At 71.3% G+C, this 23,614-nt stretch carries 23 protein-coding genes; 10 read left to right on the top strand and 13 right to left on the bottom strand.

The window, feature by feature from the left end; translation table 11 throughout:
• Positions 1-48: 48 nt before the first annotated feature.
• The 3 genes from ACIG5F_RS15105 (at position 49) to ACIG5F_RS15095 (ending at position 5,611) form a co-directional block, all read left to right on the top strand.
• A complete protein-coding gene (locus tag ACIG5F_RS15105) occupies positions 49-3,792 on the top strand; it encodes a hypothetical protein (protein ID WP_396518272.1) in 3,744 nt (1,247 codons plus the stop codon).
• 9 nt (positions 3,793-3,801) lie between these two features.
• Positions 3,802-4,275 (top strand): hypothetical protein, encoded by a 474-nt coding sequence (locus ACIG5F_RS15100; RefSeq protein WP_396518271.1) that lies wholly within the window; start codon positions 3,802-3,804, stop codon positions 4,273-4,275.
• Between the two features lie 598 nt (positions 4,276-4,873).
• Entirely contained in the window at positions 4,874-5,611 is a 738-nt protein-coding gene (locus tag ACIG5F_RS15095; protein ID WP_396518270.1) for an SDR family NAD(P)-dependent oxidoreductase, read from the top strand.
• Between the two features lie 6 nt (positions 5,612-5,617).
• Here ACIG5F_RS15095 and asnB read toward each other — a convergent pair whose 3' ends face one another.
• From asnB to ACIG5F_RS15065, 6 genes are all read right to left on the bottom strand, one after another.
• Complete coding sequence (gene asnB / locus ACIG5F_RS15090) at positions 5,618-7,450, bottom strand: asparagine synthase (glutamine-hydrolyzing) (protein WP_396518269.1); 1,833 nt, start codon at positions 7,448-7,450, stop codon at positions 5,618-5,620.
• Between the two features lie 214 nt (positions 7,451-7,664).
• Positions 7,665-8,495, bottom strand: a complete 831-nt coding sequence (locus ACIG5F_RS15085) for a hypothetical protein (protein WP_396518268.1) — start codon at positions 8,493-8,495, stop codon at positions 7,665-7,667.
• Positions 8,492-10,531, bottom strand: a complete 2,040-nt coding sequence (locus tag ACIG5F_RS15080; protein WP_396518267.1) for an alpha-galactosidase — start codon at positions 10,529-10,531, stop codon at positions 8,492-8,494. Before ACIG5F_RS15080 ends, ACIG5F_RS15085 begins: the two co-directional genes overlap by 4 nt.
• Entirely contained in the window at positions 10,528-11,358 is an 831-nt protein-coding gene (locus ACIG5F_RS15075) for a carbohydrate ABC transporter permease (RefSeq protein ID WP_396518266.1), read from the bottom strand. Before ACIG5F_RS15075 ends, ACIG5F_RS15080 begins: the two co-directional genes overlap by 4 nt.
• A 73-nt stretch (positions 11,359-11,431) precedes the next feature.
• A complete protein-coding gene (locus ACIG5F_RS15070; protein ID WP_396518265.1) occupies positions 11,432-12,361 on the bottom strand; it encodes a carbohydrate ABC transporter permease in 930 nt (309 codons plus the stop codon).
• A gap of 1 nt (position 12,362) precedes the next feature.
• Entirely contained in the window at positions 12,363-13,646 is a 1,284-nt protein-coding gene (locus tag ACIG5F_RS15065; protein WP_396518264.1) for an ABC transporter substrate-binding protein, read from the bottom strand.
• 147 nt (positions 13,647-13,793) lie between these two features.
• On the opposite strand from ACIG5F_RS15065, the gene ACIG5F_RS15060 reads away from it, so the two are divergent.
• The 3 genes from ACIG5F_RS15060 (at position 13,794) to ACIG5F_RS15050 (ending at position 15,734) form a co-directional block, all read left to right on the top strand.
• On the top strand, positions 13,794-14,492 hold the full coding sequence (locus ACIG5F_RS15060; RefSeq protein ID WP_396518263.1) for a FadR/GntR family transcriptional regulator: 699 nt from the start codon (positions 13,794-13,796) through the stop codon (positions 14,490-14,492).
• Between the two features lie 82 nt (positions 14,493-14,574).
• The gene (locus tag ACIG5F_RS15055; RefSeq protein ID WP_396518262.1) at positions 14,575-15,501 is read left to right on the top strand and encodes a proline dehydrogenase family protein; all 927 of its coding nucleotides are present in this window, start codon (positions 14,575-14,577) and stop codon (positions 15,499-15,501) included.
• A gap of 47 nt (positions 15,502-15,548) precedes the next feature.
• Complete coding sequence (locus tag ACIG5F_RS15050; RefSeq protein WP_396518261.1) at positions 15,549-15,734, top strand: hypothetical protein; 186 nt, start codon at positions 15,549-15,551, stop codon at positions 15,732-15,734.
• A gap of 46 nt (positions 15,735-15,780) precedes the next feature.
• On the opposite strand, the gene ACIG5F_RS15045 is transcribed toward ACIG5F_RS15050, so the two are convergent.
• Genes ACIG5F_RS15045 through ACIG5F_RS15035 form a run of 3 tightly spaced genes read right to left on the bottom strand, consistent with a single transcriptional unit; the run spans position 15,781 to position 16,618 of the window.
• A complete protein-coding gene (locus ACIG5F_RS15045) occupies positions 15,781-16,131 on the bottom strand; it encodes a hypothetical protein (RefSeq protein ID WP_396518260.1) in 351 nt (116 codons plus the stop codon).
• Positions 16,128-16,325 carry a hypothetical protein gene (locus ACIG5F_RS15040; RefSeq protein ID WP_396518259.1) on the bottom strand — a complete coding sequence of 66 codons (198 nt, stop codon included), beginning with the start codon at positions 16,323-16,325 and terminating at the stop codon, positions 16,128-16,130. Before ACIG5F_RS15040 ends, ACIG5F_RS15045 begins: the two co-directional genes overlap by 4 nt.
• Complete coding sequence (locus ACIG5F_RS15035; protein ID WP_396518258.1) at positions 16,322-16,618, bottom strand: hypothetical protein; 297 nt, start codon at positions 16,616-16,618, stop codon at positions 16,322-16,324. Before ACIG5F_RS15035 ends, ACIG5F_RS15040 begins: the two co-directional genes overlap by 4 nt.
• Positions 16,619-16,751: 133 nt before the next feature.
• On the opposite strand from ACIG5F_RS15035, the gene ACIG5F_RS15030 reads away from it, so the two are divergent.
• The 4 genes from ACIG5F_RS15030 (at position 16,752) to ACIG5F_RS15015 (ending at position 18,775) form a co-directional block, all read left to right on the top strand.
• The gene (locus ACIG5F_RS15030) at positions 16,752-17,552 is read left to right on the top strand and encodes a hypothetical protein (RefSeq protein WP_396518257.1); all 801 of its coding nucleotides are present in this window, start codon (positions 16,752-16,754) and stop codon (positions 17,550-17,552) included.
• 4 nt (positions 17,553-17,556) lie between these two features.
• A complete protein-coding gene (locus tag ACIG5F_RS15025; protein ID WP_396518256.1) occupies positions 17,557-17,994 on the top strand; it encodes a hypothetical protein in 438 nt (145 codons plus the stop codon).
• On the top strand, positions 17,987-18,520 hold the full coding sequence (locus tag ACIG5F_RS15020) for an NUDIX hydrolase (RefSeq protein ID WP_396518255.1): 534 nt from the start codon (positions 17,987-17,989) through the stop codon (positions 18,518-18,520). Before ACIG5F_RS15025 ends, ACIG5F_RS15020 begins: the two co-directional genes overlap by 8 nt.
• A gap of 108 nt (positions 18,521-18,628) precedes the next feature.
• Positions 18,629-18,775: a hypothetical protein gene (locus tag ACIG5F_RS15015; protein ID WP_396518254.1), complete on the top strand. Its 147-nt coding sequence runs from the start codon at positions 18,629-18,631 to the stop codon at positions 18,773-18,775.
• On the opposite strand, the gene ACIG5F_RS15010 is transcribed toward ACIG5F_RS15015, so the two are convergent.
• The 4 genes from ACIG5F_RS15010 to ACIG5F_RS14995 form a co-directional block, all read right to left on the bottom strand.
• On the bottom strand, positions 18,770-19,387 hold the full coding sequence (locus ACIG5F_RS15010; protein WP_396518253.1) for a bifunctional 4-hydroxy-2-oxoglutarate aldolase/2-dehydro-3-deoxy-phosphogluconate aldolase: 618 nt from the start codon (positions 19,385-19,387) through the stop codon (positions 18,770-18,772). The genes ACIG5F_RS15015 and ACIG5F_RS15010 overlap by 6 nt on opposite strands.
• Positions 19,381-20,529, bottom strand: a complete 1,149-nt coding sequence (gene dgoD, locus ACIG5F_RS15005) for a galactonate dehydratase (RefSeq protein WP_396518252.1) — start codon at positions 20,527-20,529, stop codon at positions 19,381-19,383. The genes ACIG5F_RS15010 and dgoD overlap by 7 nt, the downstream gene beginning before the upstream one ends.
• Positions 20,530-20,694: 165 nt before the next feature.
• Entirely contained in the window at positions 20,695-21,387 is a 693-nt protein-coding gene (locus tag ACIG5F_RS15000; RefSeq protein ID WP_396518251.1) for an SDR family NAD(P)-dependent oxidoreductase, read from the bottom strand.
• Positions 21,388-21,399: 12 nt separating this feature from the next.
• Positions 21,400-23,481 (bottom strand): hypothetical protein, encoded by a 2,082-nt coding sequence (locus tag ACIG5F_RS14995; protein WP_396518250.1) that lies wholly within the window; start codon positions 23,479-23,481, stop codon positions 21,400-21,402.
• Positions 23,482-23,614: the final 133 nt, after the last annotated feature.

Genomic DNA, 23,614 nt, shown 5'->3' with positions numbered 1-23,614 from the left:
GGGCTCGACGCGCGCCGAGCCCCTCTTCTCTCGGCGGGGAGCCAGAACGTGAGAGTGACAACGAGAGCAGTGGGCGCCGCGCTCGCGCTGGCGGTGCTCGCCGGGGTGGTGCAGGCGGCGCCGGCGGTGACCGCCGCCCCGGCCCGACCGGCGGCGACGAGTCAACCGGCTGACGAGTCGCCGGCGCGGCCGATGCCGCCGGAGCTGTACCACGAGTGGGACGGCAAGGACGGCGTGCCGCCGCTGGCCAGCGATCCGCGGCTGCGGCAGATCGTCGTGGACAACGCCGAGCTGGACCCCGACCAGGAGGTCCGCGAGGCGGCCCAGGCGGCCTTGGACGCCAACACCAACGACGCGATCATGGCCTTCCTCGACAGCGGCCAGGATGCGGCGCGGGCCAAGGCCAACGCCCGCCGGGCCGAGGCGGCGCGCCAGGACCGGGCGGCCATCGAGCCGCTGCGCGGCACCGGCGGCCCCTATCTGCGGGCCGAGGTCGACCGCGTGCTGGCCGGCACCGACGCCGACCGGGCGCAGTTCGTCGCCTACGGCCGGGCCATCGCCGAGCAGCGGGACGCCCAGGCCACGCAGGACGAGAAGACCCGCATCGACCAGAACCGGGCCCGCGTGCAGGCGCTGGTCGCGGCCGGCGGCCCGGCGGTGTCCAAGGCCGCCCGGACGGCGCTGGACGGCGGCGACGCGGCCGTGGCCGAGTTCCTCAAGACCGGGTATCTGACCGCCGCCAAGGCCGACGCCGACGCGCGCGAGCAGGAGCTCAAGGACCAGGAGGCACGGGACAAGGCCGCCGAGGCCCTGTCCGACCTGGCCAAGAAGGCCGCCCGCGCCTCGGAGGCCCGCCGGCTGCTGATGGTGGCCCACGGCAACGGGGTCCGGGCCCTGGAGCAGGTGTCCAACGCCCTGGTCCTGGCCGGCGCCGAGGCCCGCAAGGCGGCGCAGATCCTGGCCGCGAACACTGCGGGCGGGCAGCATCCGGCTGACGCGTTCGACGTGGTCAAGGCCGAGGTCGCCCGGCAGCTCGGCTACGCCCGCACCGCCGCCGGACAGGCGGCGCAGGCCGCGACCGCGGCGAAGGCACAGGCCGACGTGCTGGTGGACACCGGCCTGACCTACGGCACGCAGTGGGCGCAGATGGCCCAGGGCATGGCCGACGCGGCGCAGGCCGCGGTGTCGGCGTCCGAGACCGCGCAGCACGCCGTCGACGCCACCGCCTTCACCGACCAGGCGCGCAACGCCCAGGAGCAGGCCGAGCGGCACGCCGCCGAGGCCGCCGCGTGGCGTCAGCACGCCGAGGAGCACGCCCGTGCGGCAGCGTCCATCGCGGCGGCGGCACAGGCGCAGGCCGACGCGGCCAAGGACGCGGCGGCGCGGACCAAGCAGGCCCGCCAGGTCGCCGAAGCCGCCCGTGACCGGGCTTTGGCGGCGGCGCAGCGCACCCGTGACGCGCGGATCACCGCCGAGAACGAGGCGGCCAAGGCCGCCGCGGCCCGGCAGACGGCCCAGCGTGAGCAGGCCAATGCCGCGGCGGCGCGGGCGAGCGCCGAGGCGCAGGCGGCCACGGCGAGTGCCGCGCGTGGCGAGGCCGTCCGGTACGCGGGCATCGCGGCTGCGGCCCGTCAGGACGCCGAGGTTCAGGACGGCATCGCCGGGCGAGCGGAAACCAACGCCACCAACGAGGAGCGCAACGCCGCCGCCGCCCGTGACCGGGCGTTCGCCGCGGAGCGCAACCAGCAGGCGTCCGAGGCTCGGGCCCAGGCGTTGGAGGCCGCCGCAGCCGCCGCGCGGGGCACTGCCAACGAAAAGCCGGCGCAGGACGCCGCGACCCAGGCGCGTATCGACGCCGGTACGGCAATGTCGGCCGCGGTCGGCGCGCGTGGTGCCGCAAACACCGCGACCGGCGCGGCAGTCGGTGCCCGTTCGGCGGCCACCGACGCCACCCGCGCCGCTGCCCGGGCCCGTGCTGCCGCCCAGCAGGCCGCCGCCGCTGCGGCCCGTGCCAACGCTGCCGCCAACAAGGCCGAGGCTGAGGCCGCCGCAACACACGCCGCGGCACTCCAGGCCAACGCCGCCGCCGCGGACGCGACCGCGAGCGAGGCTCAGGCCGCCGAGGCCGCGCGCGCGGCCGTGCGACTGGCCGAGCAGGCGGCGGCCGAGGCCGTCGAGGCGCTGCGGTCGGCCGAGCGCACCCGCGCCGAGGCCGACGCCGCCGCGACCGAGGCGGTTTCCGCGGCCACGCAAGCGAATCTGGCCGTGCAGGCGTCGACCGCCGCGCGGGCGTCGTCGCAGGCGATCACCGATCCGGCCAACACCGCGATCACCGTGGCCGCGCCGTTCGCCGGGTCCGACGTCGACGCCGACTTCGTGATCCTGGTGGCCAACCAGGCCAAGTCCGTCGGCGCCGAGCAGGCCAAGGCGGCCCAGGACCGGGCCAACGAGGCACTCGACGCCGCCACCAAGGCCGCCGACGCCGCGGCCAAGGCTGCCGCCGAGGTCAAGCCCGCCTTCGACGCCGCCGCCGCTGCGGCCAGGTCCTCGGCCGACGCCGCCCGCTCCGCCGCCGTCGCCCAGCAGGCGGCCGCCGACGCGGCCGTCGACGGGGCGGCCGCCCGGGCTGCCGCCGCCAAGGCCGACGACGCCGACGCCCAGGCCCACGCTGACGCCGTGCGGGCCCGCCAGGCCGCCAACGCCGCCAGCAACGACGCCGCCATCGCCGGCCGCAGCGCCTCGGCCGCCGAGGCCGATGCCTCCGCCGCCCGCAGCGCCGCCTCCGCCGCCGAAGCCGACGCCGCCACCGCCCGTGGCGCCGCCGACCAGGCCGAAGCCGACGCCACCGCGGCCAACACCGCCGCCGACAGCGCCCAGAAGCACGCCGACGCCGTCGCCGAAGCGGCCAAGAACGCCCGCGACAGCGCCGTCCAGGCCCAGCAGGCCGCCGACCGCGCCGAGGAGGCCGCCCGCAAAGCCGAGGAGGCCAACCGCAAGCAGCAGGCTGACGGTCTCAACGGCGCGCCGCCGCCGGGGATGACCGCTGATGAGGAGGAATACCTCTGGGCCGAGGGCGGCGACGCGTCGGTCAACGAGTTCCAGGACTCGTTGACCGAAGCGTCCCAGGGCATTCTCGACTTCATCAAGCAGAACGGCGCGGATGTCCTGCTCGAGATCATCGGAGTCAAGGACGCCCAGCGATGCTTCGGCGAGGGCGACATCGTCAGCTGCCTGTGGACGGTGGTCAACGCGGCCTCGCTGGTCGCGCTCATCGCCAAGATCCCGGCCGTCGCCTCGGCCATCGCCAAGATCACCGGCGGGGTGACCAAGTTCCTGGAGGCGACCGCCGCCGGGCAGAAGTTCCTCGAGCTGGCCCGCAGCAAGATCGGTCAGGGAATCGCGCGCTGCGCGGAGGGTTTCGCGGCGTTCCGGGCGGCCGCGGCCGGCTGTCTCGTCATCCTCAAGGATTACAAGACAAAGTACTTCAACTTCGACGGCCTGGGCGCGTTCAAGGTCATCAAGAAGGACATGGACCACATGCTGGTCGGTCACCATCCCAAGTACTTCGATCCGGCACAGCGGGTCACCAAGGCGAAATCCACCATGTTTCCGCCGAACATCGACACCGTCGAGGACGTCCAGGAGGCGATCTACTCGATTCTCGCGCAGAACAAGAACCTGCTCAATCCCAGCGTCAAGACCGAAATCAGGGGGATCTACAAGGGGCAGGAGTACCAGGTCGGCTGGATGCCGGGCGGTAAGATCGGCCAGTTCTACCCGGTGGAACCCTAGGTGGTCGGCTTGGACGTGCGGATCTGGACTCTCGTCGAGTCGAAGGGCGAGTTGGTCCGCCTGGATGACAACACCCCGGAGCTGCGCCTGCGGCGCGCCGAGCACTACGACGGCGCGTTGGTGGTGCAGGTCAAGGACAGGCCGCTGATCGATGAGACGACAGTGTGCGACATCGATTGGTTCTGGGGCTCGCTTTGGCGTGACACCAAGGAGTTCGCCAACGGCTCCGACGTGGTGACCTGGCTGCCGGACATCCCGTACGAACTGGCGTTCACCCACCTGACGGAGGGGAACGCGAGGATCTCCTTCTCCGGTCGGGGCACCACGGTGCAACGGTTCTGCGGGGCGCGTGAGCTGGTCGAGGCCATCACTGCCGAGGCGGATTCGTACTACCGGAACATGATCAGGCTGGCCAAGAAGCAGCAACGCATCTGGGTCGACACGCTCGACGACATCCGCGCCTTCCCGGGGCATCCGCGGTGACGGCGAGAGTGACTCGGACCATCGAGTCCCGGCCCGGCGCTGTCAAGGGCTGACCGCGCGTCACCGGAGTGAGGTGGATGCGGCGCTGGATGTCGACCTGGTGGTGACCGAGGACGGGCGTGAGCTGTCCTCGGAGATCCAGTTCCCGGTGGCGCAGGTGCTGGCGTCGCTGCGGGAATGGCAGCGCACGCGGGGAGTCTTCGAGTTCTGGGACCTGTCCTTCGTCCGGGATCGGTGGGGCGTGCGGTTCCTGCCGGTCGGCGACGGGTGGCGGCTGGTCAACGACGATGAGGAGCCGGCGGGGGGGCCCCCGCGGGGGGGGCCCCCCCCCACCCGGCGCGCCCCCGGCGCCGGGGGGGGCGCGGGGGGGGGGGGCCGGGCGGGGCGGCGCGGGGGGGGGGGTGCTCACCCCCGTGGCGGGGGGGGGGGGGCCCGGCGGGGGGGGGCCCCCCCCCGACCTCGACGCCGCCATCGACGACTTCGGGGTCCGGCTGCGGGCGACGTGCGTGGCGCTGCTGGGTGACTGGATTGTCCAGTTCGTCTGAGGGATGACGCCGCCGGCAGGCGAGGCGGACCGGTGGTCTGGTAGACGTGTCCTATGAGCGATGTCATTGACCTGACGGGCAAAACGGTGATCGTGACGGGCGCTTCGTCCGGTATCGGCGCCGCGACGGCGCGGGCCCTGCACGCCGCCGGGGCGGTTCCGGTGCTGGCGGCGCGCCGGGCCGACCGGTTGAAGGAGCTGAGCGAGGAGCTCGGCGGGGCGCTGGGCGTGGCCACCGATGTGACGGACGCGGAGCAGGTGCGCGGCTTGGTGGCCGCGACCCTGGAGCGGCACGGGCGGATCGACGGCCTGGTCAACAATGCCGGCGCCAGCATCGGCGGCCCGATCGCCGATGTCGACCTGGACGAGTACCGCCGGATCCTCGACCTCAACGTGGTCAGCCTGGTCGGCGTCACCCAGGCGGTGCTGCCGGCCATGCGGGAGCAGCGGTTCGGCCGGATCGTCAACGTCAGCTCGGGCACCACCCGGCACACGCTGCCCGGGGTCGGCGCCTACGCGGCGACGAAGTCGGCCGTGAACATGCTCAGCGCGGTGCTGCGCGCGGAGCTGGCCGGCGACGGGATCGCGGTGTCGCTGCTGCTGCCGTCCATCACCGCCACCGAGTTCGGCGACGGCATGTTCCAGCTCGGCGTCGCGCCCCGGCCCGGCATGGTGGTGCACCGGGCGGAGTACGTGGCCGACATCGTGCTGCGCCTGCTGCGCACCGGCGAGGACACCGTCGACATCCCGCGCGGCCCGGAGCAGCCCGACCTCGCCAAGGTGCCGGAGTGAGCCGGCTCAGGTCAGCTTGAGCGTGGGATTGTGCAGGTCCAGCCAGACGCTGACGTCGAGGAAGCGTTCCAGGCCGGACCGCTGGACGGTGGAGATCGACGCCACCGAGGCCGCGCAGGCCTCCAGGATCGCGTCGCGGTCGTAGAACTCCAGGACCGAGTGGCCGGCCGACACGAGGTCGCGGGCGTGGGCCTGGATCGCCGCCAGGTACGCCGGGTCGAAGCTGCCCGGGTAGCCGCTCTTCTTGCGGTCGGCCACGGAGGCCGGGAGGACGTCGCGGGTGGCGCCGCGCAGGATGCTCTTCTCCCGGCCGTCGTAGGTCTTGAGCGACCACGGGGTGTTGAAGACGTACTGGACCAGGCGGTGGTCGCAGAACGGCACGCGGACCTCCAGCCCGACCGCCATGGACATGCGGTCCTTGCGGTCCAGCAGGGTCTGCACCATGCGGGTCAGGTGCAGGTAGCAGACCTCGCGCATCCGGTGCTCCAGACCGGTTTCCCCGTCCTTGTGCGGCACCTCGGCCAGCGCCGTCCGGTAGTGGTCGGCCCGGTAGCCCTCGACGTCGAGCCGGCCGGCCAGCTCCGGGTTCATCAGCCCGACCGGGCTGATCGAGGACTTGGTGGCCGACAGCCACGGGAACGTGTCGACCAGACGCCGCTCGTCGTGGAACCACGGGTAGCCGCCGAAGACCTCGTCGGCCGACTCGCCCGACAGCGCGACCGTCGACTCGTCGCGGATCGCCTTGAACAGCAGGTAGAGCGAGTTGTCGCGGTCGCCGATGCCGATCGGGAAGTCGCGGGCGCCGACCGCGGCCGCGCGGACCGACGGGTCGGCCATCGCCGAGCCGTCCAGCACGATGTCCCGGTGCTCGCAGACGATGTGCTCGGCGACCGCGTGCACGTACGGCGTGTCCAGCTCGGGGGCGATGTCCTCGGCCCGGAAGTTCTCGGCCTGGTTGGCGAAGTCCACCGCGAAACTGCGCACGACCTCGCCGTTGTCCTGGAGCTGCGCGGCGGCGATGGCGGTCATGGCCGAGGAGTCGAGGCCGCCGGACAGCAGCGTGCAGCGCGGCACGTCGGCGACGAGCTGGCGGCGGATGATGTCGTCGAGCAGCTCCCGCACGTGCGCGACGGTCTCCTGCTGGCTGTCGGTGTGCTCGCTGGCTTCCAGCCGCCAGTAGCAGGTCTCGCGCAGGCCGGTCCGGTCGACGACGGCGAGGTGGCCGGGACGCAGCTCGCGCATCCCGTCCCAGATGGCGTGGCCGGGCGTCTTGGCGAACGCGTAGAGCTCACGCAGCCCGTCCAGGGTCACGACCCGCTCGACCATGCTGTTGGCCAGGATCGCCTTGGGCTCCGAGCCGAACAGCACGCCGTCGTCGGTTTCGGTGTAGTAGAAGGGTTTGATGCCCATCCGGTCGCGGATCATGATCAGTTTCTCGGTGCGCGAGTCCCAGATGGCGAAGGCGTACATGCCGTTGAGCCGGTCGACCAGCGACTCGCCCCACTCCAGGTAGCCGCGCAGCACGACCTCGGTGTCCGAGTCGGTGGTGAACCGCGCGCCGCGGGCCCGCAGCTCGTCGCGCAGCTCGGTGAAGTTGTAGGCCTCGCCGGAGTAGACCATCGTGACCGGGCCGTCCGGGGTGTCGACGGTCATCGGCTGCGCGCCGCCGGGCAGGTCGATGACGGCGAGCCGGCGGTGCCCCAGCGCCGCGTGCGGCGCGAACCAGGTGCCCGACGCGTCCGGCCCGCGGCAGGCCATCGTCGCCGTCATCCTGTCCAGTTCCCGTTGCTCCTGTCGCAGGTCGCGCCGGAACGCCACCCAGCCGGTGATCCCGCACATCTCGTGACCGCCTCATTACGTAGAGATGTTGTATTTGTAAACTAATTACTAGGCGGCGGTTGGCCGAGTGGCCATCCGGCAAACGGGTGATGGTCGCCGCTCGACCGGTCACGCAGCGGGGTTATCGCAGGTCAATTCGCGTGTCGCAGGTCATAAAACGAGGAAGCCGCATCCCCGGACGGGGGATGCGGCCTCCGGGTGGCGGAGCTGCCCGTTATGTCGCGCGGATCACCGTGCGGCAGCGGTCGACGACGGTCTCACCCGGGCCGGCGGCGACGCTGTGGTGTTCGAGTTCGGCGTAGCCGCCGTAGTGGCCGTCGTCCTCGAAGACCTGGATGACGTCGCCGGTCTCCTGGTACGGCCCGTCGAGGTAGACGCCCCCGGGCCGGACGTCGATGTGGCGTTCCATCACCAGTCCCGGCCGGGTGTAGCGCAGCAGGCCGGTGGCGACGTCGGAGGTGACGCCGAACTTGGTCATGTGCCGGCCGTGCAGGTCGATGGCGGCGATCCCGCGCGACACCGTGAAGCGGTCGGGGTCGACGGGCTCGGGAAGGTGGTCGCGGAACGAGAACCCGCCGGTGACACCGATCTCCAGGCGGCCGCCGAGAGGGACCTGGACCACGGACCAGGCGTCGACCGGCTGTCCACTTTGGACGTGCAGGACGGTTTCGGTCTCGTACTCGGCGACATAGCGGGTGTCGGCGTGCACGGTGACGTGCCGCTCGACGACGACGCTGGTCTCGGCGCCGGTGTCGCGGTCGACCAGGGTGGCGGTGAGCACCATGTCGAGCCCGTCGGTGGACTGGTGCACGGCGTCCCAGTTGCCGGGATCGATCTCGGCCGGCACGGTGTGGTTGGCCAGGTCGTCCCGGGCCGTGCCGCGCCAGAACCAGTTCCGCTCCGGGCCCAGCCACAGCCGGTCGCCGCCGAGGTTCCAGTCGACCGGCCCGCCGGTCCAGTCGGTCGGCGCGACCCAGAACGCGTCGCGGCCGCGCACGCAGGCCTGCAGGACGCGGCCGGACGAGGGGCCGAAGGTGATGGTCAAGACCGCTCCAGCACGATCACGTCGGCGTCGGTCGACTCCCAGCTCACCGGCAGGCCGGCCGACATCAGGTGGGCGCCGGTGTACCGGCCGTAGCGAGCCGTTGGGTCCAAATCGGACAGTCGGATCCGGGGCTGCCGGGCCGAAAGCGCCGGGGCGCCGTCCAGGGGGCCGGTGTTCCAGGCCAGCACGACGACCTGGTCGGGGCCGGTGTACTGGAGGGCGAACGTGGGATCGGCGGGGGTGCCGATCATCGTCACCGTCGCCGAGCGCAGGAATTCCCGGAGTTCCTTGTACTGCGCCACACACCGAGCGGCCTCGGCTCGTTGGTCGCCGGTCCACGACCGGATGTCCGCGCCGATGCCCAGCGCGCCGGCCATGGCCAGCACGAACCGGAACCGCAGCGAGCGCGGCCGGGGATCGAACATGCCGGGCGCGTCGGTGACCCACGAGCTCATCACGTGCGGGGCGTGGGCATGCAGGAAACCGTACTGAATGGACAGTCGGTCCAGCGGGGCGGTGTTGTCGCTGGGCCACACCACATCGGTGCGGGCGATGGTCGCCAGCTCGACCCGCGCCCCACCGCCGGCGCAGCCCTCGATGGCCACGTCGGGGTGCGCGGCCCGCAGGTGGTCGAGGACCCGCAGGTAGTTGCGGGCATGGGCGCCGTCGAGATCCAGCGACTCCGGCTCGCCCGCGCCGGGGCGGCCGCGTTCGGTCGGCGGCCGGTTCATGTCCCACTTGAGGTATCGGATCGGGTACTCGGTCAACAGGCCGTCCAAAGTGGACAGCACGAACTCGAAGACGTCCTCCCGGCCCAGATCCAGCAGCAGCTGGTTGCGGATCAGGGTCGGCTCGCGGCCGTCGAGATGATAGACCCAGTCGGGATGCTCAGCGTACAGCCGGGACTTCGGGCTGACCGACTCCGGCTCCACCCACAGCCCGAACTCCAGGCCCAGCGCCCGCACGTCCTCGACGAAGGCGCCGAAGCCCTGCGGGAACTTGGCCGGGTCGGGCGTCCAGTCGCCGAGGCCGCCGGTGTCGTCGGGCCGGCCGACGAACCAGCCGTCGTCCACCACGAACAGCTCCGCGCCGAGGTCGGCGGCCACCTTGGCCAGCTCCAGCTGGCCGGCCGCGTCGACGGCGAACTCCGTTGCCTCCCAGGAGTTGTAGAGCACCCGCCGGCCGCCGCGCGAGATCTGGCGCTCGTAGGCGTGCCAGGCCTGAGCCAGGCCGTTGAGGCCGCGAGAGCTGTAGGCGGCGGCGACCTGCGGCGTCTCCAGCGAGGCCCCCGGCGCCAGCAGCACCGCCGACTCGTGCGGCTGGCGGCCGACCCGCACCCGGCAGGAGCCGCTCAGCTCGATGTCGGCGTCGATCCGCCAGGAACCGGGCCACGCCAACGAGAATCCCCACGTCGGGCCGTCGGGCGCGGAGTCGTCCTGCACGGCCAGCCAGGGGGAGTACCCCTGCCCGGCGACGCCCTGCCGGCTGCCGATCTCGAACCGCCCGGCCGGCAGCACCAGTTGCCGCAGCTGGAACTCCTGGGCCCACCGTCCACTCAGGAACGACAGTCGGGCGGTGTCGACCGGAAGGCAGAAGCCGGCGGAGTCGAAGCGCTCCAACCGGATCGGCGTGGAGCCGGTGTTGGTCAGCTCGGTCCAGCGCAGCAGCACATCGGTGCCCGGCACGACCTCGTAGTGCAGATCCGTCCGCAGGCCGCTCAGCGGGTCGGCGAAGGTCAGCCGCAACGACGTCTGCTTGGCCGAGGCCGAGTCGAACGTCCACCACGATTCCCGAGCCGCGCCAACGGGTCCGGCCACCAGATCGGCCCCGGAGAACGGCCGCAGGCCGAACGGGGCGTACTCCACCGGCGCCCCGTCGGCCTCGGTCAGGTACGGTGTGCGGCCCACGTTGGCCAGCGGCGAGGGCCCCTCCTCGACGCCGGCCGGGCCCCACGAACGCAACTCGGCCCAACGCCGATGTTCCGGCAGGCCAACGGTGTAGGTGGTGGTCGCGAGCCGCAGAGTCCACTCCGTCACTTGACCGCCCCCAAAGCGAGCCCGGCCACGAAGTGCCGCTGGAAGCGGAGGAAGACCGCGACGGTGGGAATGGCGGCGATCACTGAGCCGGCGGCGATGACGTTCCACTGCGACACGAACTGTCCTTGCAGGCCCAGCAGGGCGGAGGTGATGGGCATCTTGGTGTCGGTGCGGATCACCGTGATCGACCACAGCAGGTCGTTGAACACCCAGGTGAAGGCCAGCGCGGCCAGCGAGGCCAGCGCCGGCCGGGTCAGCGGCAGGATGATCCGCCAGAAGATCTGCGACGGCGAGGCGCCGTCGATCACCGCGGCCTGCTGGATCTCGCCGGGGATGGCCCGCATGAAGCCGTACAGCACGAAGGTGTAGAAGCCGAGCCCGAAACCGATCTGCACGCCGATCAGCGCGGTCAGGGTGTCGTAGATGCCCAGCATCTCGGCCATCTTCGACACCGGGACCAGCAGGATCTGCGGCGGCAGCAGGTTTCCGGCCAGCATCACCAGCAGCACGGTCCGCCGCAACGGCAGGTCGTAGCGGCTCAGCGCGAACGCCGAGATCGCGCCAAGGGCCAGGGTGACCACCACGGCCGGGATGGTGACGATGAGGCTGTTGACCATGGCCTGGAACTCGCCGCCGTCCACCCACGCCTGGGCGAAGTTGTCCAGCGTGAACGAGTGCGGCAGGGCCCCGACGCCGTTGGCCGCCAGGTCGTCGAAGGTGCGCAGGCTGGTCACGATCACCAGCAGGATGGGCAGCAGCCACAGCAGCGAGATGCCGCCGGCCACGAGGTGGAAACCGCCGGTCTTCCAGGCTTTCGCGCGGCTCACTGCGGCACCTCGCTAGCGCTCGGTGTCCGCGTTCGCGGACGCGCTGTGTCCAATGATTGGCTCGCGAGCTCGCTCATGCGTCGGCGTCCCGGAACGCGCGGACCAGGTAGGTGAGGATGACCCCGAAGGCCAGCACGAAGATCACCACGGCGAGCGCGGAGGCGTAGCCCAGGCGCAGCGACTGGAAGGCGGTGGAGTACATGTAGGTGCTCAGCAGTTCCGATGAGTGGTAGGGGCCGCCGCGGGTCAGCGCCCACACGACGTCGAACGAGCGCAGCGAGTCGATGATGATCACCGACAGCACCACCGAGTTGACGCTGCTCAGCTGGGGCAGCGTGATCTTCGTGAACTGCTGCCACCTGGTGGCTCCGTCCACAGTGGCCGCTTCGTACAGCGTGGGGTCGATCCCCTTGAGGCCGGCCAGATACAGCACCATCACGTAGCCGATCTGCCGCCACAGCGCCGGCACGATCACCGCGTACAGCGAGGTGTTGGCGTCGGCCAGCCACGAGTGCTGCCAGCTGTCCAGGCCCAGCGCGCCCAGAACGGTGTTGACCAGGCCGTCGGGCTGGTAGATGGCCTGCCAGATCAGCGCGGTGGCGACCAGCGAGAACACCACCGGCGTGAACAGCGCGGCCCGGTAGAAGCCGACGCCCTTGCGGTCCTTGAGCAGCAGCAGCGCCATGCCCAGGCCGCCCAGCGCCGACAGGCCGCCGAACAGCACCAGCCACAACACCGTGTCCAGCAAGGCCTTGCCGAAGGTCGGGTCGCTGAACAGCTCGGCGTAGTTGCCGAAGCCGACGATCTCCGCCGGCGAGACGCCGTCCCAGCTGGTGAACGACAGGTACACGCCCTGGATGGCCGGCCAGAACACCCAGAACGACTCGACCAGCAACGGCACCAGCACGAACGCCAGCAGCGTCGGGGACAGGGCGCGGCGCCGGCGGCGCGGCCCCGCCGGCGAGGGCGGGGCCACGGCCGGCGCCGTGAGGGTGGCGGTCATGTCAGGCGGTCCAGATCTTCTTCGCGTTGGTCTGCCACTCGGTGAGGATGGAGTCCACTTGCTCCGGGTGCTGGATGAACTTGATCAGCGCCGTGTCGGCGGTGGGTTGCAGGGCGTCGCTGGAGTCGCGGTTGAAGAACTGGGTCAGGTCGGCCGCCTTGTTCAGCATCTGCTTGCCCTTGGTGATCAGGGCGGTGCCGGCGTCCTTGGCCGCCGGGTTGGCCGGCAGCGAACTGCCCGACGACGACTTCAGGTACGCCTCCTGGGCCTCGACCGTGGTCAGGTACTTCAGGAACTCCTTGGTCTGCGCGGTGCGCTTGGTGCGGGAGCTGGCGAAGAAGCCGTCGGTCGGCGCCTCCTCGGCCAGCGGCACCGACGGGTCGATCACCGGGAACCGGAAGAACCCGATGTCGTCCACGTCCTCCTTGGGCGTGGTGTCCAACAGGAACGTGCCGATCAGCATCATGCCGGTGCGGCCCTGCAGCAGGTTCGTGGTGGCGTCCTGAAAGGACAGTGCCGTGCCCTTGGGGTCGAAGTAGGGCAGCGCCGTCTTCCACTGGTCGAACACCTTGTGCACCTGCGGGTCGGCGAAGGAGTGCTTGCCGGCCAACAGTTCCCGGTGGTAGTTCGCGCCGTTGATGCGGATGTTGAGGTAGTCGAACCAGCCCGAGGCCACCCACGGCGTGGAGTTGTCCGCGCCCAGGCCGATCGGGGTGACGCCCTTGCCCTTGATGGTCTCGCAGGCCTGGAGGAACTCGGCCCAGGTGGTCGGCTCGGACACGCCCCACTTGGCGAAGTTGGACTTGCGGTAGAACAGGCCCCAGAAGTAGTAGCTGGTGGGGACGAAGATCTGCTTGCCGTTGTCGGTGCTGATCTGCTTGAGGGCGTCGCTGTAGCCGGTGACGCCGTTCCACACGTCGCTGACGTCGAGCAGCAGGCCCTTGTCGGCGTAGGAGCGGGCCACCGAGCCGGCGTACCAGGTCATCACGTCCGGCGGGGTGGACGAGGTCAGGTAGGACGGCAGCTGGGTGCGGAAGGTCTCCGAGGCCACCGTGTTCAGGCTGGCCTGCGAGCCGCCCTTGGCGTTGAACGCGTCGATGAGGGCCTGCATGGCCTGCTTCGCCGACGGGGCGGAGAGGTTGGACTGCACGGTCACCGGGCCGGTGGCCGACCCGCCGCCGGCGCCGCTGCCGGTCGAGGTCACGCAGCCACCGAGGGCGGTGGCCGCGCCTACGGCGCCGAGTCCGGCCAGGAAACTGCGCCGTGAGAAGCCCGTGGTGGTCATCAGCGACCCCTGTCCGTTCACGTGAGGTGGGAAGTGACAGTGAGGTTGCAGCGGCGCGGCGGCGGTGTCAAGATATATTACTAAATTAGTATCTCCGGTGGCTGGGCGATACTGTGTCGACTTCACACACGGTGGGGGAGGGGCTCGTTGGCCGGTTACCAGCTCAGGGGCGTGCACGGGCAGACCGTCGAGGCGCTGGCCCGGCGCATCCTGTCCGGCGAGATCCCGGAGGGCGCCACCCTGGACCTGCTGGCGCTGCGGGAGGAGCTCGACGTCAGCCTCACGGCGCTGCGCGAGGCGCTGAAGGTGTTGGCGGCCAAGGGCATCATCGACGCCCGGCAGAAGCGCGGCACCTTCGTGCAGCCCCGCAGCGGCTGGAACATGCTCGACGGGGACGTGCTGCGCTGGCGCTCGGCCGGACCGCCCGACCCCGACCTGCTGGAGCACCTGGCCGAGGTCCGCTCCATCGTCGAGCCGGCGGCGGCCAAGCTCGCCGCCCAGCGGGCCACCGACGCCGACCTGGCCGACCTCGACGCCGCCCTGACCCGCATGGCCGAGGCCGCCGGCAACCCCGGCCGGCTCGTCGACGCCGACCTCGACTTCCACCGGGCCCTGCTCGGCGCCACCCACAACCAGCTCGTCGTGCAGATGGAGCGGGTCATCGCCAGCGGCCTGGCCATGCGCGACCAGGTCGTGCACAACGCCGACCCGGCCGACGATCCCGTGCCCAGCCACCGCAAGGTCCTCGACGCCATCCGCGGCCGCGACGCCGAGGGCGCGGAGCAGGCCATGCGGGCCCTGGTCGACAAGGCCAGCGAGGACCTGCGCCGGATTTCCGGGAACTGACTCCGCGACCGGGCTTCGCATCTCCGGGCAGTGATTGCCCACGGCGAGCCGTGCCGGCCGGCCGCGCTGGCAGGATCGGGACATGACCGACGTATCGGCGCAGGCCGCGCAGGTGCTGCGCACGCTGGCCCTCGACGAGGACCTGAAGTGGCGTGTCCCCGAGGATCTGGTGCTGGGGCCGCTGGTGCGGCGGGTGGCCCGGCGCTACGTGGCCGGTGATCGGCTGGCCGACGCGCTGCCGCGGGCGGCCGAGATCCAGGCGGCGGGGCATCGGGTGAACGTGGAGTACATGGGGGAGAGCTGCCGGGACGCCGAGCTCGCGGTGGCGGAGACGCAGGTTTTCCTCGACGCGGCAACGCAGTTGCCGGCCGGCTGCTCGCTCTCCCTTGACCTGTCCCACATCGGCCTGGCCATCGACCCGGATCTGGCCCTGGACAACGCCGTCCGCATCGCCCGGGCCACCGCCGACACCGGTCGGGAGATGGTGATCTCGGCCGAGGGCTCGTCCCGCACCGACGCGGTGCTGGCCGTGCACGGGCGACTGTGCGAGCAGTTCGAGCACGTCGGCGTGACCGTGCAGGCGCGACTGCACCGCACCGCCCAGGACCTGCCGCGGCTGCTCGACCGGCCCGGTCGCATCCGGCTCGTGAAGGGGGCCTTCCTGGAGCCTGAGGCCATCGCCTGGCCGCGTGAGGCCCCGGAGCTGGCCGAGGCCTACCTGCGCTACGCGGAGCAGCTCAGCGGGCATCTGTGCTCGTACGCCACGCACGACTGGGACCTCATCCGCACGATCGCCAAGGGCCTCGACGCCCGCCCCGACGCCCCGTGGGAGTTCGAGACGCTGCTGGGCCTCGGCCCCGACCGGCTGGCCGAGATGGCCGCCCTCGGCCATCCCACCCGGGAGTACATCGTGTTCGGCACCGAGTGGTGGCTCTACGTCTGCAACCGCATCGCCGAGGACCCGCAGCGCCTGCTCCAGGCCCTGGTCGACGCCGCCGGTCCGAAATAGGGGGATATGTCCCGCTATGGGCGGCTGACCCGTTACGGTGGACCGCTATGGAGCCGCACACCGTCGTGCTCGTGGCACTGGCCGCCGTGCTGGTGATCGCGCTGGTCGGCGCCATCAGACCCCGCCTCGTGCTGCCCGCCGGCGCCGCCGAGCACCAGGTGCTGCTCACCCGGCTGATCACCTTACTGGTGGCCTGCGTGTGCGCCGCCCTCCTGTTGGTCGAGGCCCTATGACCCGGCCAGCTCCACGAAACGGGCCGCGCGGGCGGCGGCAGTTCGGTCAGCTCACCGCCTTCGCGCCGCCGCCAGCGAATACCGGTCGCGGCATGAGCTGTGAAAACTCGTTTACGTCAGATCCTTCCGAATGCCATGGCGCGCTTCCCTGGCGCCATTTGATCTGAATATAGTAGGCGGGTTGTATGCCGCTATTTATAACGTGGACTGTGAATGAATGCACGCCCTGAAGTGCTGGAACAGGTCCTTGTTGAATCCACAAAAAGACCTGAGCAGCCTGAGCGCGTCGTCGCTCCAGGGCCTCGCGTTCGCGGTCGCCAGCAGCGGCGAGCAGCTCCGCGACCTGCGCGTCGTTCAGCTCAGCGCGGCGCAGGCCGCGGAGACGGGGAGGAGTCACCGCAGTTCCTTCGGCGCGATCCTCAGCTCCAGCGCGATCATGTCGCAGACCGACTGGTACATCGAGCGGCCGTCTCGCTTCTCGACGTCCACGAGGTAGTCGTTGGCCGAAGACCAGTCGCCGATGCTCAAGAAGCCCAGACAGAACTGGAGATGGACCTGGGCACGATTGGCCGCCTGCTCCTGCTCGGTCACGCAGCATCGCCGCCGACATGGAGCACCCGCGCGAACCACGACGGTCGTCGATGCCGATGCGGCTGGATCCGCTGCTCCAGGGTGCGCAGCGACTCGCGGGCGTTGAGAAAGGCGACGCATCGCGCGCAGCACGGGCCGGGCGGCGCTTCCATCGGCGCGAGTGTGATCACCGCGCCACAGACCGCCTCGGGCTCCGGCGACTGGGCGGCGAAGGCCTCGTCGGTCACCGCGTGGTCGATGCGATCCGTGCTGGTCAGCCAGCTGGTGAAGACCTTTTCTGATTCCCCGGGCATGTCACAACCATCGGGCTGGCCGGCACACCGACGAGATGTCACCAGAGGGGGCAATCGGGGTCATTGGTGATCAAATCGACGTGCGCCGGACCGGCACCTCGCGTCACATGGCTTCGGCGGCCACGATGTACACATGGCCGAGCCCAACCACCTGCTGCGCACGCGTCGGGAGTCCACGCCGTCGCGCGTGATCCCGAGCGAGGGGATGTCCCGGCCGGAGTTGGCGAAGGCGATCATGCGGTGGCTGTGGGACACCACGAGGACCCGTTACGACCTCGACCCTCGGCTGATTGCGAAATGGGAAAACGGCACGGTGAAGTGGCCAGCCGCGCACTACCGGGCCGCACTCCGCGCGGTTCTCAATGCCAGCTCGGACGCAGAGCTCGGATTCGCGCCATCCGGCCAGCTCGCGTCTGCGGCGACGAGTGCGCTCGGTCCCGCCGTCGAGGCCATGGAGCCGTGGAAGCTGACCGACGTCCTGACCCGCTCGGCGATTTCCGGCGCCGCTTTGGAGCACATGGAGCGGACCATCTTGAGCTACGCCGCGCGTTATCCGACGACCCCGCCGGACGAGCTGCTGCCGCTGGTGTCCGCGCAGCTCCGCCGGCTTCACGACGCCCTGGCCCAGCCGCAGAACCTGTGGGAGCGCCGCAGGTCCGTCGTCCTGCTCGGGGTGCTCGCCGGTCTGTCGGGGAACCTCTGGCTGGACCTCGGGCGGTCGACGACCTCGTCGGACTTCTTCGACCTCGGCGAGCAGGCCGCTCAAGAGGCTGGCGACCCCGACCTGGCGGCGTGGGTGCTGGCCGCGCGCTCGGTCGGCCCGTTCTTCGCCGGCCATCACGCTGTGGCCGGCGAGCTGCTTGCCCGCGCCGAAGACCTTGCCGCCGCGCGGTCCAGCTATCGGAGGCGGGCGTGGATCGCAGGTCTGCGCTGAGGCGATGACCGGCGATCGCGAGGGCAGCCTGCGGGCGCTGGACCGGGCGTACGCCGTGCTCGGCAGCGGCGGACAGCCCGCGTCGGGCACGGACTTCTTCGACGGTCCGCGGCTGAACGGCGTCGCCGGGACCGTCTACCTGGCCCTCGGCGACACCGCGCACGCCGTGCCGCTGCTGGACGCGGCGCTCGACCGACGGGCGCTGACTGACGCGAAGGGGCGAGCACTGATCACGCTGGATCTGGCGGAATGCCGCATCGTCGAGCGCGAGCCCGAGGAAGCGGCACGGCTGACGATGGGCGCGCTGCGGTCGGCCGCCGGCTCCTTGGTCGGGCCGATCGTCGACCGGGCCCGCGGACTTCATGCCCAGCTCGCGCCCTGGCGCACGACGGGCGCGGTGACCGACCTCGACGCGCATTTCAAGGAGCTGCCCCGTGGCTGACTCGTCCCTCTGGATCACCCACGGCTCGCGCAGGATGTACGAGTCGCCCTGGGTCAACGTCGACTTGGACGACGTCGAGGTGCCAGGCGGCCCGCGGTTCGAACACCACGTGCTGCGCTTCCCCCGTGCGTCCGTCGGGACGGTGGTCGTCGACAACGACCGCGTCTTGTTGTTGTGGCGTCACCGTTTCGCCATCGACCGCTGGGGCTGGGAAATCCCGGCGGGGTGGTCGGACGAGGGCGAGGACCCTGTGGAGGCAGCCAGCCGCGAGGTGCTGGAGGAGACGGGGTATCGAGTGTCCGCGGTGGAGCTGCTGACCACCTATGCGCCGATGGCCGGCATCAGCTCGCAGATCTACCGCGTCTTCGTCGCGACCGGGGCGACGCTGGTCGGGGAGCCCGAAGCCGGCGAAGCGGACCGGGTCGAATGGGTGCCGCTGGCCGAGGTGCCGAAGCTGATGACCTCGGGTCAGGTGCCGGACGGGCCGTCGGTGACGGCGCTGGGGTTCTACCTGGCGACGAGGTGACGGTGTGGACGTCCTGTTGGACCTCGCGAAGCTCCTCGTCGGTGCGCTGCTGGGCTACGTGTTGAGCCAGCGAGGCTCGGCACCCACTCCTGCACGACCCCGGCCGCCGTGCTGGTGATCGCGCTGGTCGGCGCCATCAGACCCCGCCTCGTGCTGCCCGCGGGCGCCGCCGAGCACCAGGTGCTGCTGACGCGGTTGATCACCTTACTGGTGGCCTGCGTGTGCGCCGCCCTCCTGTTGGTCGAGGCCCTATGACCCGGCCAGCTCCACGAAACGGGCCGCGCGGGCGGCCAGGGCGGTGAGGTCGCCGCCGGAGGCGGCGTCGCCGACGAGCGGCGAGCCGACGCCGACGGCGATGGCCCCGGCCGCCAGGTAGGCCTCGGCCTCGGCCACGCCGACGCCGCCGACCGGCACGAAGGGGACGTCCGGGAACGGTTGGCGCAGCGCGGAAAGGTAGGCGGGGCCGCCGGCGGAGGCGGGGAAGAGCTTGACGGCCTCGACCCCCAGCGACAGGGCGGTCTCGATCTCGGTGGGGGTGAAGGAGCCGGCCAGGATGGGCAGGCCGGCGTACACGCAGGCGGCGACCGACGGGGACAGCGCGGGGCTGACGGCGAAGGTGGCGCCGGCGGCGATCGCGGCCGAGGCGTCGGAGGTGGTGCGCACGGTGCCGGCCCCGAGCCAGCAGCCGTCGGGGACCTTGGCCGAGGAGATGGCCTCCAGCGCCCCGGGCCCGGTCAGCGAGACCTCGACCAGCCGCACGCCCGACTCGAACAGGACATGGACGGCGTCGCGGGTGGGACCGACGCCGTCGCCGCGGACGATGCCGACCAGGCGGGTCTCCCGCAGCACACTTCCGAAAGTCACCATTCCGCCAGGCTCCCGTCCTCGTGCCGCCACACCGGCGACCGCCACGCGTGCCCGGCCTCGGCGGCCCGGCGCACGGCGTCCTCGTCGATCTCGATGCCGAGTCCGGCCCCGGTCGGCCGGGCCAGCTGCCCGTCGACGAAGGCGAACGGGCTGGTGTCGGCAAGATACCCGGTCAGTTCGCTGCCGGCGTTGTAGTGCAGGTTCAGACTCTGTTCCTGGATCAGGAAGTTCGGCGTGGCGAAGGCGACCTGCACGCTGGCCGCCAGCGAGATCGGCCCCAGCGGGCAGTGCGGGGCGATGCTGGCCCCGTAGATCTCGGCCAGCGAGGCGATGCGGCGCAGCTCGGAGATGCCGCCGGCGTGCGAGGGATCGGGCTGGGCCACGGCGATGCCGGCGTCCAGCACCGGTTTGAACTCCCAGCGCGAGTACAGCCGCTCGCCGGTGGCGATGGGCACCGGGGAACTATCCACAACGGACTTGAGGACCGAAGCCGGTAACTCCGGCAGGATCGGCTCCTCGACGAACAGCGGCTGCACCTCCTCCAGCCGGGGCAGCAGACGCTTGGCCATCGCCGGCGAGACGCGGCCGTGGAAGTCGATGGCCAGCCCGCGGTCGGGGCCGAGCACGTCCCGGGCCTCGTGGGCTCGTTCGAGCACGCCGTCGACGTCGGCCGGGGTGGCGATGGCGTCCATCGGGCCGCAGGCGTTCATCTTCACGGCGGTGAAGCCGCGGTCCACCTGCCCCCGCACCGCCTCGCGAATCCCTTGTGGACGGTCGCCGCCGACCCAGGAGTAGACCCGGATCCGGTCGCGCACCGGGCCGCCGAGCAGCTCGTGCACCGGCACGCCCCGCACCTTGCCGGCGATGTCCCACAGGGCCTGGTCGTAGCCGGCCAGCGCGCTGGACAGCACCGGCCCGCCGCGGTAGAAACCGCTGCGGCGCAACATCTGCCAGTGCTCCTCGATGCGCAGCGGGTCCTGCCCGCGCACCAGGTCGGCCATCTCCCGCACGGCGGCCCGCACGGTCTCGGCGCGGCCCTCCACCACCGGCTCGCCCCAGCCGACGACCCCTTCGTCCGTGCTGACCTTCAGGAACAGCCAGCGCGGCGGCACGAGGAACGTCTCGATGTCAGTGATCTTCACAAGCCCCCGCCTCACGCCTGGTCGCCGGTCGTCGCTCACTGTACTTCAAATCATTAATTATGGATACATCGGGCCGCTGGCATGCCCGGCATCGACCTTTGTGCTTGGAAGGGGGCTTTCCTCCACTCCGAGTGGAGGAAAGCCCCCTTCCAAGCGGGGGGATCGTTATGCTGAGTCCTTGTGGACGGTCCAGCCGCCGTCGACGGCGATGTCGGCGCCGGTGACGAAGGAGGCCTCCGCCGACAGCAGGAACGCGATCACCGACGCCACCTCGGCCGGGTCGCCGAGCCGGCGCAGCGGCGTGGAATCCTGGCTGCGCAAGCGGTCCTCTTCGGACACTCGGTCCCACGCCCCGGTCAGCACCGGCCCCGGCAGCACGGTGTTCACCCGCACCTCCGGGGCGTACTCCACGGCCAGCTGCCGGCCCAGCGACACCAGCGCGCCCTTGCTCGCGGCGTACGCCGGATGCCCGGGCAGCCCGGCCCGGGCGTGCACCGAGGACACCAGCACGATCGCCCCGCGCCGCTGCCGCAGCGAGGGCAGGAACTGGTGCGCGGCAAGGTAGGCAGCGGTCAGGTTGACGTCGATCTGACGCGACCACTCGGCCGGCGTCTGCTCGTGCAGCGGCTTCACGACGACGGTGAAGGCGTTGCTCACCAACGCGTCCACCGGCCCGGCGGCGGCCTCGGCGGCGAGATCCCAGGTCGCCTGCGCGCTGACGTCGCCGCGGACGGCGACCTCGGGGCCGTGGGCGATGTCCACGCCGACCACCCGGTAACCGTCCGCGGTGAGCCGCCGGGCGGTGGCCGCGCCGATACCGGACGCGGCCCCCGTCACGACAGCAATCCGTTCAGACAACAGAACTCCTCGTCACAGCACGGTCTGGTGCACGTGGTCGTCCACACCGCGGACGGCCACCCACGCCGAGCCGTTCGCGCCGGCGGCGACACCGAGGGCGCCGACGATGGCGTTGCTGGCGTATTCGCCGCGGGGGAACCATCCTCCCCACGACCCGTCGGTGAAGTTGCGCTGCCACAGCGTGTAGTCACTGGCTCGGGCGAACAGGTACAGCCGACCGGAGGTGGCCAGCAGCGTCGGCGAGGTGCTGATCACGCCGCCCAGGCCGGTCCAGCCGGTGCCCTGCTCCCACAGCCAGACGCTGTCGTCGAAGGCCCGCACCACGATGTGCGTGCCGTTGGCGTCGGCGACCGCGCTGGGACGGCCGTAGATCGGCTTGTCGCTCGGCGAGCCCAGCGAGGTCCAGGCGCCGTAGCCGCCGCTGCCGCGCTGCCACACCTTGCCGTCCGCGCCGCGGGCCACCAGGGTCCACTGCGTGGGCGAGGTGAACGCGACGGTGGGGGAGTCGCTCAGGTTGCCGCCGAGCTTGATCCAGCTGCCCCAGTGCCCGTTCTGGAACGTGCGCTGGTACGCCGCGTTGTCGGTGCCCCGCACGAAAACGTCGACCCGGTCGGAGCCGGAGGCGTAGGCCGCGGGCTGGCCGACGATCTGGTCGTGGGTCGGGCCGCCGAGCTTGGCCCACTTGCCGCTGCCGACCGTGCTCTCGGCGAGCTGGCCGGAGGCGTCGCGCACGAAGGTGTACGCGTGCGTGTCGTCGAAGCGGACCAGGGCCGGGCTGTCGCTGGCATTGCCGCCGAGGTCGTTGCCGGCGGTCAGGTCGGCGCCGGACAGCTTCAGCATCACGGTGCCGTGCGCGGGCACGGTCGCGGTGTAGGAACCGGTGGCCGTGCCCTTGTCGGCACGGGCCCGCAGGTCACGCACCTTCACGGCGCCGCTGAGGCCGGCCTTGGCGAAGTCGACCGTCATGTCCGAGGGCGTCGTGCCGCGGTTGAACAGCACCACCGCCCGGTTTCCCTTGCCCGACAACACCTTGCTGTACACGTTGCCGCCGCCGGAGTCCGCGATCCGCACGCCCTGGATGGCCAGCGGATCCTGGTCCACGGCGAGGATCTCGGGGTTCTTCATCGTGTTCAGCATCGACTGGGGCAGCGTGCGCGGGTCCGACCCGATGATCAGCGGCGACGCCATCTCGGCCCACATCACGAACTGCGTGGTGGACTCCTCCTCGGTCAGCTCCGTGCCGCCGGTGGGGAAGGGACGCATCGGGATCAGGTAGTCCGGGTCGTTGTAGTGACCGGGGCTCTGCGCTTCCGGGTGCGCCGCGTTGTCGTCCATGTTGCGCACGACCGCCGGCCACTCGCCCTGGGTCGCGTTGCCGAAGGCCACGTCGGTGTCGGTGCGCCAGGAGGTCGCGTTGCCCGGGCCCCAGGTGTAGGCGTAGCCGGCCTGGCGGGTCGATGGCCAGTCGGGCACGCCCCACTCGCCGGTCACCGGGTCGCACAGGTTGAGGATCATCTTGCGGCCACTGGTGGCCACGGCCTGGGCGAACTGCGGGAAGACGACCGCCGGGTCGAGCTTCTGGGCCAGCCCGCACAGGAAGTCGATCTTGACGGCGTCGAAGCCCCATGTGGCGAACTGGTCGGCGTCGCGCTGGTAGTAGCCGCCGCCGCTGCCCAGGCCGCAGTTCTTGCCGTCGTAGGCGCCGGCGTCGGTGTAGATGCCGGCCTTGAGGCCGAGCCCGTGGAGGTACTTGACCAGGTTGTCCAGGCCGTGCGGCCAGCGCGCCGGGTCGACGACCAGGTTGCCCTTGCTGTCCCGGGGAGTGCCGTCGGCCTGCCAACCGCCGTCCAGCCACACGATGTCGTAGCCGGCCTTGGCCAGGCCGCTCGACACCAGGAAGTCGGCGACGCCGTGCACGTTGTCCTCGGTCGGGCGCCCGACGCCGAAATAGGTGTTCCAGCCCATGTACGGGGTGGGGGCCACCGCCGGCGCGCTCGGCTGCGGGTGCTCGGGCTCCGCGGTGGCCGTCGGGACCGCCAGCGAGCCGACGCCCAATGTGATCGCGCAGGCGAGCGTGAGTCTGCGTAAGAACATCGATTCCCTCGTTCCTGGCGGCAACGCTGCTGCCGGGACGAAGGTTGCCGGGGTGGGACCGGCGGTGTCAATAATTATTCCTAATTTAGTACCAGGGCCGGCGCCCGAAAAAACCCGCCGCCGGGATCCGGCG

This window comes from Kutzneria sp. NPDC052558 (assembly GCF_044547355.1).
Lineage (GTDB): Bacteria > Actinomycetota > Actinomycetes > Mycobacteriales > Pseudonocardiaceae > Kutzneria.
This window is presented reverse-complemented; position numbering and strand designations above follow the sequence as displayed.

Coding starts and splice junctions, on each gene's coding strand:
- asnB (WP_396518269.1), bottom strand. CDS start 7,450: ATGTGCGGGATCACCGGCTGGGTGGCGTTCCGGCGCGACCTGCGACAG.
- ACIG5F_RS15035 (WP_396518258.1), bottom strand. CDS start 16,618: ATGCCCGGGGAATCAGAAAAGGTCTTCACCAGCTGGCTGACCAGCACG.
- ACIG5F_RS15010 (WP_396518253.1), bottom strand. CDS start 19,387: ATGGTGACTTTCGGAAGTGTGCTGCGGGAGACCCGCCTGGTCGGCATC.
- ACIG5F_RS15025 (WP_396518256.1), top strand. CDS start 17,557: ATGACCGGCGATCGCGAGGGCAGCCTGCGGGCGCTGGACCGGGCGTAC.
- ACIG5F_RS15050 (WP_396518261.1), top strand. CDS start 15,549: ATGGAGCCGCACACCGTCGTGCTCGTGGCACTGGCCGCCGTGCTGGTG.
- ACIG5F_RS15095 (WP_396518270.1), top strand. CDS start 4,874: ATGAGCGATGTCATTGACCTGACGGGCAAAACGGTGATCGTGACGGGC.
- ACIG5F_RS15055 (WP_396518262.1), top strand. CDS start 14,575: ATGACCGACGTATCGGCGCAGGCCGCGCAGGTGCTGCGCACGCTGGCC.
- ACIG5F_RS15030 (WP_396518257.1), top strand. CDS start 16,752: ATGGCCGAGCCCAACCACCTGCTGCGCACGCGTCGGGAGTCCACGCCG.
- ACIG5F_RS15070 (WP_396518265.1), bottom strand. CDS start 12,361: ATGACCGCCACCCTCACGGCGCCGGCCGTGGCCCCGCCCTCGCCGGCG.
- ACIG5F_RS15065 (WP_396518264.1), bottom strand. CDS start 13,646: ATGACCACCACGGGCTTCTCACGGCGCAGTTTCCTGGCCGGACTCGGC.
- ACIG5F_RS14995 (WP_396518250.1), bottom strand. CDS start 23,481: ATGTTCTTACGCAGACTCACGCTCGCCTGCGCGATCACATTGGGCGTC.